General features: G+C 72.7%; 2 protein-coding genes. Both read left to right on the forward strand.

Going from position 1 to position 9932, the window contains the following annotated elements; translation table 11 throughout:
- Positions 1–38: 38 nt before the first annotated feature.
- Positions 39–5552: an alpha-2-macroglobulin gene (locus LLG88_16380; protein ID MCE5248485.1), complete on the forward strand. Its 5514-nt coding sequence runs from the start codon at positions 39–41 to the stop codon at positions 5550–5552.
- Between the two features lie 177 nt (positions 5553–5729).
- On the forward strand, positions 5730–9932 hold a 4203-nt coding region (locus tag LLG88_16385; GenBank protein MCE5248486.1), incomplete at its 3' end, for an alpha-2-macroglobulin.

Raw genomic sequence — 9932 nt, forward strand, 5'->3', positions numbered from 1 at the left:
AGGCGCGGCTGCCGCGGGCGACGGCGTTCACGGTCGAGGTGCCCGCGGGACTGAAGGCGCTCGACGGCTCGGTTCTCCGCGCGCCGTACCGGTTCACGTTCAACACCGCGCGGCCGGAGATCACCGACATATCGCCTTCCACCGGCTTTCCGTGGCTCGCGCCCGACCAGACGTTCCGCGTCTCGGCGAACCAGCCGCTGCGCGACCTTGCACGGCACGCCCGCCTTCTCGTCGGCGCCGAAGGCCGCCCGGTCGCGCTGCGCGTGGCGCGGGAGGCCCTTGCGCTGCAGGACGAGCTGGACGAGGAGAAGAGGACCGATCCGCAGAGCCGGCGAATTGCGGTGTGGGCGGAAGAGATCGAGTCCGGTCGCGACGTACGGACCAACTACGATTTGCGCGCGGACGAGCGGCTCCCGCTGAACGCGGAAGTGCGCTTCGTCGTGGACGGCGATCTCCGCGCGACGGAAGGGAACCTGACGCTGGAGAAGCCGTTCGAAGTCTCCTACCGCACTTTTGGGGCGATGCGCTTCTTCGGCCCCGAGCCCGGCGTCAACGAAACGGTTCCGCCGTGGGGGCGGATCACTCTTCGCGTCTCGAACGAGCCCGACCTCGCGTCCCTCCGCGCGCGGTTCCGGATCGATCCGCCCGTCGCGGTCGACTGGGACAAGGCCCAAACGCAGACGACGACGCCGGACAAGGGATCGACGCGGCGGGAGGCGATCGTCCAGTTGCCGGCGAATCTCGCCACGGGAACGAGCTACACGATCTCCATCGCGGCCGGCGTGCGCGATCAGGCGGGCCAGACGGCGCCGGCGTTCGTCTCCCGGTTCACGACGACCGACTACCCGGCGCTGGTCCAGTTGGACCGCGGAAAATGGCTCGTCGCGGCGGGACCCGACGGCGCCTTTCGCGTGCGCACGCTCAACATCCCGATGCTGCGGGCCAAGGTCTGGACGCTTGCGCCGAACGAACTGGGGATGGCCGCCGAGGAGTCCGCGACGGGGCGGTCCTGGCGGCCGGACCGCAAGCCGCGCGAGATCGTCGTCGCCACGCACTCTCGGAAGAATGTCTTCCGCTGGATCCCGATCGACGTGCGCCGCTTGCTGCCGCCGGGCCGCACCGACGGCTTCGTCCTGATGCGCTTCGACGTCGCCCCCTCGTTCCACGGCGCGACCGAGGCGCTCGTCCAGCTGAGTCATCTCGCCGTCCACGCCAAGCTCGGCGCCGCCTCGAGTCTCGTCTACGTGACCGACCTCGCGACCGGCGCGCCGGTCGCCGGCGCCGCGGTCGACGTCTACGAAGGCGGAACCCCGAGGCTCGCCGGCGTGACCGACGCGGCGGGCGTCGCGCTGCTCCCCGGCCTGGCGAGTCCGCGAACCGACATGGAGCACGGTTTCCGTGCGCGGCCGCTCGCCGTGGTCGCGCGCAAGGGCGGGCAGAGCGGCGCGACGGTCACCGGCATGGGCGACGACCTCCCGCAGGAGGTGTCCGACGACCGCGACGTCTTGATGGACCGAAAGGAGCCGCGGGGCTACGTCTTCACCGACCGAGGCGTCTATCGTCCGGGGGAAGAAGTCGACGTCGTCGGCGTCCTGCGCGTGCGCGACGCGCGCGGCCTGCGCACGCCGGCGGGAATCGCGGCGAAGATCGAGGTGCTTGATCCGCGAGGAGAGACGATCGCCTCGCGCGAGACGACGACGACGCGATTCGGCACGCTCAGCGCGCGCGTGCCCCTGAGCCGAGAGGCGCCCTTGGGGGGTTACGACGTCCGCGTCTCGTTCGAGGTCGATGGGCAGACGGTCACGGATGGGGGCGGCTTTGGCGTCGCCGAATACCGCGCGCCACAGTTTCGCGTCCTCGCGAGGGCGCGAAAGGCGAGCGTCCTCGCCCGGGAGTCGCTGGCGGCGGACTTCGACGCGCGCCAGCTCTTCGGCGCGCCGATGCCGGAAGCGCCCGTCTCATGGACCGTGCGCTGCGGGCCCGCGGAGTTCGTCCCGCCGGGACACGACGACTACGTCTTCGGGCCGAACACGGGTTACTGGGACGACGACGGCGCGTCGGGAAGCTGCTTCCTCGAAGGCAAGGGGCGGACCGACGCCGCGGGGCGGTTCGCGCTCGAAGCCGCGACGGCGGAGGAGACGCACGGCCGAGCCTCCCGGCGCATCGTCGAGGCGGAGGTGGCCAACGCCGACCGGCAACGGGTCGCCGCGAGGACGTCGATCCTCGTCCATCCGGCGGCCGCCTACGCGGGGATCCGGGCGCCGGCGGGGTTCGCCGCCGCCGGGCGTCCGCTCGCGGTCGGGCTGATCGCGGTCTCGCCGGAGGGCGCGCCGCTCTCCGGCTTGCCGATCACGCTGACCGCGTCGTTGCGGACGTCGGACGCCGTCCGCACGCGCCGCCAGGACGGCGGGTGGACGACGACGTACAAAACGCGCGAGACGGAAGTCGGCCGATGCGCGACGACGTCGACGCCGGACGAGCGGACGTGCGAATTCACGTTCGCCGCCGCGGGGGTCTACGTCCTTCGCGCGACGGTGGCCGACGCGGCGGGCCGAACGCAGACGACGTCGATGTCGCTCAGCGCAACGGGGGCGCGCGCGTCGCGTCCGAACGCCGGCGACGAACGCGAGCTCGCGCTCCGCACCGAACGTCCCAACTACGCTCCCGGCGAGACGGCGCGGATCGTCGTCGAGAACCCTTGGCCGGAGGCCGACGGCCTCCTGACGATCGAGCGCGAGGGGATCATTGCGGAACGACCGATCCACCTCGTCGGCGCGGCGCCGGTCCTCGAAGTCCCCGTCACCGAAGCCATGGCGCCGAACGTCTTCGTCTCCGTCTTGTTGACGCCCGATCGGCGGCGCGCCGCAGGCCGCGACGAAGACGTCGCCGGTCCCCTTGTCCGCGCGGGATCGGTCCCGCTGGACATCGACTTGAAGATCAAGCGGCTGGCGGTCGTCGTGAAGTCGGACGCCCCGGAGAAGAAGCCGCGCCAGAAGACGACGCTCGAGCTGCAAGTGAACGATTGGCGCGGCGTCGGCGTGCCGGCGGAGCTCGAAGTCTGGGCGGTCGACGAGGGGGTGCTGAACCTCACCGACCACCGCCCCCAGGATCCCGTCGAGATCTTCAACTTGAGCGCCGGCCTGCGGGTCCGGACGCTTTCGTCGCTGCGGGCGCTGAATCTCCGGCGGCGGGACGGCGACGACGACGAGTCGCCGAGCCTCACGCTGCGACCGCGCCGTCCCACCATCAGCAGGACCGCGACCGCGACCGCGATGGCGATGCCGCTCGTCGTGTCGGGCGAGGGCGACCCGTCGGTTCCGGAGACGTCGCCCGCGGCGGACGTGCGGCGTCTGTTCAAGACAACGCCCCTGTTCGCGCCGCACGTGACGACCGACGAGCGCGGGCGCGCGACGGTGTCGTTCGACCTTCCCGACAACGTGACGACCTACCGCGTTTTCGCGGTGGCGGTGGACGAGACGGACCGCGCCGGCCTCGGCGAGACGAAGGTCGTTGTGAGCAAGCCGCTCCTCGCGATGCCGGCGCTGCCGCGCTTCGCGCGGGTCGGCGACGAGTTCGAGGCGGGCGTGGTCGTCCACGCCCCGAAGGCCGCGGCGCGCGCGGTCGCGGTCAGGGCCGAGGCCGAGGGGCTGACGCTCGTCGGCGCGGCGACGCGAACCGTCGAGTTGCCGGAAGGGCGGCCGCGCGAGGTGCGCTTCAAGTTCGCGGCGGAGAAGCCGGGGACGGCGACGCTGCGGTTCTTCGTCGAGGGCGGCGGCGAGAAGGACGCGGTGGAACAGAAGCTCCCCGTCGACGTCGCCGCCGCCTTGGAAACGGTCGCCGCCTACGGCGACACGGGCGGCCGGCGCGCGGAGGCGCTCGCCGCGCCGCGCGACGCGCGTCCGGACGCGGGCGGGCTCACGGTCACGCTCGCCTCGAGCGCGATCGGCGGCTACGCCGAGGCGATGCGGCAGCTCGTCGAGTACCCGTTCGGCTGCGTCGAGCAGCTTTCCTCGCGACTGATCCCGTTCGTCGCGCTCGGCGACCTGCAGCGGGCTTTCGGCGTCGCGCCGACGACCGACCGCGAGGCGCTCGCTCGGGCCGAGGAGCTGGACGCGCTCTACGCCCGCATCTTCGGCCAGCCGTCGCCGGCGTCCGCCGGCGACGCGCCGGACGCCGTCGCGCGCCGGGCGATCGAGCGGATCTCGGCGCTGCAGACGTACGCAGGCGGTTTCCGTTACTGGCCGTCCTCCACGTGTCCCTCGTACGACGGCTCGTCCTACGCCTTCCTCGCCCTCGCCCGCGCGAAGAAGGCCGGCTATGCCGTCCGCGACGACGTTCTCGAAAACGCGCGTTCGTTCCTCGCCAAGTCGGTCGCGGCAGGCAGGCCGAAGCGTTGCCGCGGGAAGGAGACTGCCGTCTCCCTCGGCGAACGCGTCTTCGCGGTCTGGGCTCTGCACCGCGGCGGCAGGCCGGCGCCCGCGACGTACGGCGCGCTCTACGCCCAGCGGGCGGAGCTGCCGCTCTACGCCAAGGCGATGCTCGCCGACGCGATGATCGGCGGCGGCGGCGACGCGGCGCGCGGCAAGGGGCTGCTCGGCGAGGTCCTCGGCGCCGCGCGCGAGACGGCGGGCGAGGTCCACTTCGAGGAGTCCGCGGAGGACTCCGCCTGGAGCTTCTGGTCCTCGCCGACGAGAACGACGGCGATCGCGTTGATGATCATGGCCGACGTCGAGCCGGACCATCCGTACGTCGGCAAGGCGGCGCGCTGGCTCGCCGCGGCGCGGGACAGGAAGGGGCAGTACCGCACGACGCAGGAGTCGGCCTTCGCGCTGATGGCGCTGACCGAGCTGCTGCGGACGAAGGAGAAGGCGGTTCCCGACTTCGCGGCCGACGTCTCGCTGGGCGGCGCGTCGTTGGCGCGGGAGGCGTTCCGCGGGCGAAGCCTCGACGCGAGGCGGATCGAGCGGCCGATCGGCGAGGTGCTGTCGCTGCCGGCCGAGACGCCGCTCGTCTTTTCGAAGCGAGGAGCGGGCGTCCTCTACTACAGCGCGTCGCTCCGCTACGCGCCGACGAAGATCGACCTTGCGCCGCTCGACCGCGGGATCATCGTGCAGCGGTCGATCGAAGCGTGGGACGGCGCCGCGGAAACGGCGTTCAAGGCGGGCGACCTGCTGCGGCTGCGTCTGCGCATCGAAACGCCGGCCGAGCGGCGGTTCGTCGTCGTCTCGGCGCCGATCCCCGCCGGGCTCGAGGTCGTCGATCCGTCGTTCGCGACGACGGCGAAGCCCGACGACGACGACGGGTACGGCGACGACGGACTCCTGCGTTGGCCGCTCTGGTGGGTCTGGTCCCACAAGGAACTGCGCGACGACCGGGTCCTCGCCTTCGCCGACGAGCTGCCGGCCGGCATGCACACGTTGACCGTGGCCCTTCGCGCGACGACGGCCGGGACGTTCCTCCTGCCGCCGGCGCGGGCAGAGGAGATGTACGCGCCGGAGGTCTTCGGCCGCTCCGAGGGAGGCGTCTTCACCGTCGCGCCGCCGGCCGACTGAGGGCGCCGTCGAAACGGCGTCCCGCCGCGCGACGGAGAGCATCTCGAATCGGCTTCCCGTCGCGCGATGACGCGCATTGCGAAACGGCGCCCGCGGTCGATCGGCCGCGGGCGTCGCTGCGCTATGATGCGACGGCTTGGTTTGGTTGCTTTCGGACTTGTCCCTCAGGGGGAACAGATGACGACGAACCGCTCCTCCCGCGTCGGCGTCCGCCTCGCCGCGGTCTCTCCGTTCGGCCTCGCCGCCCTGCTCGCGTTGCTCGCCGTCGGCGTTCAGCCGGCGGGCGTTTCCCAAGGCGGAGCGCCGGCCGCGAAGAGCGGCGCGGAGCTGCTCGTCGTCGCCGCCCGCCCCCAGGAGGAAGCGCACGGGAAGGCGCAGGTCGCGGTGACCTTCTCCAAGCCGGTCGTCTCCCTGTCCGACGCGCAGGCCGCGGCCGAGGGCCCCGCGCCGGCGCGGATCTCCCCCGCCGTTCCGGGCGAATGGCGCTGGCTCGGCTCGGCGACGGTCGAGTTCGTGCCGGAGCGGCCTCTGCCGCTCTCGACCGAGTTCTCGGTCGAGGTGCCCGCGGGGCTGCGGGCGATCGACGGCTCGGTCCTCGCCGAGCCGTACCGCTACAAGTTCCACACCCCGGCGCCCGCGGTCGAAGACGTCGCGCCGAGTCCGGGATACGCGTGGTTGGTCCCCGACCAGACGTTCGACCTCGAGTTCAACCAGCCGGTGCGCGACCTCGTCCTCCGCGCGCGGCTGCTCGCCGGCGAGGCGGGCCGCCCGATCGCGCTCCGCGTGGTGAAGGAGACGACGAAGCTGGAGGCCGAATTGGAGGAGGCGCGGAAGGAGCCCGGCAACCAGTACTGGATCGCCGAGTTGCAGCGCCGGATCAAAGAGGGGAACGACAAGCGGACCGTCTACGAGCTGAAGCCGGAGCAGCCCCTGCCCAGCGGCGAGCGAGTGATCCTCGTCGTGGACCAAGAGCTCGCGGGGAGCGAGGGGCCGCTGACGTTGCCGAACCCCTACCGCGTCGAGTATCGGACGTACGGGGCGATGCAGTTCGTCGAGCCCGACTACGACGCCGGCCCGTGGGGCCCTTGCGTCCTGCACGCCACGAACGAGCCGGACCTCAAGTCGCTCAAGGGGAAGCTCTCGATCGAGCCGCCGGTCAAGATCGACTGGGACGAGGCGAGCGCCGACATCCGCAACGGGCGCCGGCCGTACGCCTCCATCCCGGCGGACTACAAGCCCGGCACGACCTACAGGCTCACCGTCGACGACGGCGCGCTCGACCGCTTCGGCCAGTCCGCGCCGTTCTTCACCCTCCAGTGCAGGACGGAAGACATCGACCCGGAAGTCGCCGTGGACCGCAACGAGGCGCTGCTCGAAGGAACGGGCGACGGCGCGCTCCCGATCCGCACCGTCAACCTGCTCGCCCTGCGGGCGAGGATCTGGGCGCTCGAGCCGGGCGAGCTCGCCCAGTTCGTCGCGACCCGCTACGCGGCCAAGCGCGCGGTCCCGCAGCGCGCGCCGATCGAGCGGATCATCTCGCCGCGCTCCCGCCGCAACGTCTACAAGTGGACGCCGCTCGACCTGCACGCGACGCTGCCGACCGGGCGGCAGGACGGCCTCTTCCTCGTCGAGCTCTCCGCGAAGGCCGCGACCGGCGACCAGCCGCTGACGGCGCTGGCGCAGCTCAGCCATCTCGCCGTGCACGCCAAGCTCGGCGCCGCGTCGAGCCTCGTCTACGTCACCGACTTGGCGTCGGGGAAGCCGGTTCCGGGCGCGACGATCGAGGTCTACGACGCCTCCGGCGAGGTCAAGCTGCGCGGCGTCGCGAACGACGAAGGGATCGCCCGCATGGCCGGCCTCGCCGGCCAGCTCAAGGGGAACTCGTGGGAGGCGGAGCGCGGGCTGGTCGTCGCCGCGCGCAAGGACGCCTTCCTCGGCGCGACCGTCGCCGCGTGGTCGGACGACCTCACGACGTGGCGCTACGCCCGCGGCGACGCCTTCGCCGGCGGGCCGGAAGGGTTCGGCTACATCCAGCCGGAGCGCGGCGTCTACCGCCCCGGCGACGAGCTCGACCTCGTCGGCGTGGTCCGGACGCGCGACGCGCGCGGCCTGCGCGCGCCGGCGCCGGGACGCCGGGTCGAGCTGAAGATCACCGACTCCCGCGACGCGGAGGTCGCGACGCAAACGCTGGCGACGAACCGCTTCGGCACGTTCAGCGCGCGCGTCCCGCTGCCCAAGGGCGGCGCGCTCGGCGCGTACTCGGCCCAGGCCAAGATCGACGCCGAGGGGGGACCGATCACGGTCTCCGCCTCGTTCCGCGTCGAGGAGTACCGCGCGCCGCAGTTCCTCGTGGACATGAAGACGGCGCGGGAGAGCGTGATCGCCGGCGAGCCGCTCGCGGCGCAGGCGGTCGCGCGCCGCCTCTTCGGCGCGCCGATGGCCGGCGCGGCGGCGACCTGGAGCGCGGAGCGCTCGACGACCGACTTCGCGCCGGCCGGTCGGGGCGAGTACACGTTCGGCCCGCACACCTGGGGCTGGGACGACGGGGCGCCGGCCGAGCAGGGCGGCGTCTTCGCCTCGGGCGAAGGGAAGACCGACGCGGCCGGGGTCCTCGCGGTGAAGGCGGGGATCGCCGAAGCGCCGGGCTCGCGCCCTTGGCGCTACACGATCGAGACGGAGGTGTCGGACGTCGATCGGCAGCGGATCGCGGGGCGGACGGAGATCGTCGTCCATCCGGCCGCGGCCTACGTCGGGCTCAAGACGGCCGAGGGCTTCCTCGCGCCCGGGCGGCCGACGTCGATCGGGCTGATCGCCGCCGCGCCGGACGGCGCGCTGGTGCCGGGGCTGCCGCTGACGCTGACGATCAAGGAACGGAGCTGGAAGTCGATCCGCAAGAAGGAACGCAGCGGCGAGTGGTTCACCGTCTCCGAGCCGGTGGAGACCGAGGTCTCGACCTGCGCGGTCGAGTCGGCCGCGGCGGAACGAACCTGCGCCTTCACGCCGCCGCACGCCGGCCTCTACATGGTCGAGGCGACGCTGACCGACCGCGTCGGCCGCACGCAGAAGTCGTCGGAGTGGACCTACGTCGTCGGGCCGGGCTGGGCCAGTTGGCAGCAGGACGACACGACCGGCCTCGAGCTGGTCGCGGACCGTCCGGTCTACGAGCCGGGGCAGACGGCGAAGATCCTCGTGAAGAGCCCGTGGCCGGACGCGGAGGGGCTGCTGACGGTCGAGCGCGAAGGGATCGTCTCCGCGCGGCGGATCCGCCTCGCCGGTTCGTCCTCGACGGTCGAGGTGCCGATCACGGAGGAGATGTCGCCGAACACCTACGTCTCGGTGCTGCTGACGCGAGGCCGCGTCCTCTCGCCGCCCGCGGCCGAAGGGGACATCGATCCGGGGCGGCCGGCGGCGCGGATGGGATTCGCCGAGCTGAAGATCGAGAAGAAGATCAAGCGGCTGGCGGTGGACGTGAAGCTGGACGCGCCGGAGAAGCGGCCGCGCGAGAAGGTGACGGTCGAGCTGCAGGTCAACGATTGGCGCGGCGCCGGCGTCGCGGCCGAGCTCGAGGTCTGGGCGGTGGACGAAGGGGTGCTGCGCCTGACCGACTACAAGCCGGACGATCCGGTGGACAGGCTGAACCCGCCGGCGCCGCTGCGGGTGCTGTCGCTGGAGTCGATCGCCTCGCTGCTCAAGCGGCGGCGCTACGGCGAGAAAGGCGCCGACGAGGTCGCCGGCGTCACGGTCGGCGGCAGGAACTCCGTGGCCATGCCCAAGGCGCTGTGGGGCGGCGGCGGCGGCGAGGCCGCGGGCGCCGGGATCCGCAGCGACTTCAAGACGACCGTCCTCTTCATGCCGCACGTCGTGACCGACGGCCGCGGCCACGCCTCGGTGTCGTTCGACTTGCCGGACAATCTCACGACCTTCCGCGTGATCGCGCTCGCCGTCGGCGAGAAGGACCGCTTCGGCCTCGGCGAGTCGAAAGTCGCGGTGAGCAAGCCGCTGCTCGCGCTGCCGGCGCTGCCGCGCTTCGTGCGGGTCGGGGACGCGCTCGAGGCGGGGATCGTCGTCCACGCGCCGAAGGCGGCGGTGCGCGCGGTCGAGGTGCGGGCGGAGGCCGAGGGGCTGACGCTCGTCGGCGAGGCGACCCGCCGCGTCGAGCTGCCGGACGGGCGGCCGCGCGAGGTGCGGTTCAAGTTCGCGGCCGAGCGGCCGGGCACGGCGCGGCTGCGTTTCTTCGTCTCCGGCGGCGGCGAGAAGGACGCGCTGGAGCAGAAGATCCCCGTGATCCTGCCGGCGGCGCTGGAGACGGTCGCCGCCTACGGCGACACGACCGACCGGCGCGTCGAGGCGCTCGCGGCGCCGCGCGACGCGCGTCCGGAC

The sequence above is a fragment of the bacterium genome (assembly GCA_021372775.1).
Lineage (GTDB): Bacteria > Acidobacteriota > Polarisedimenticolia > J045 > J045 > JAJFTU01.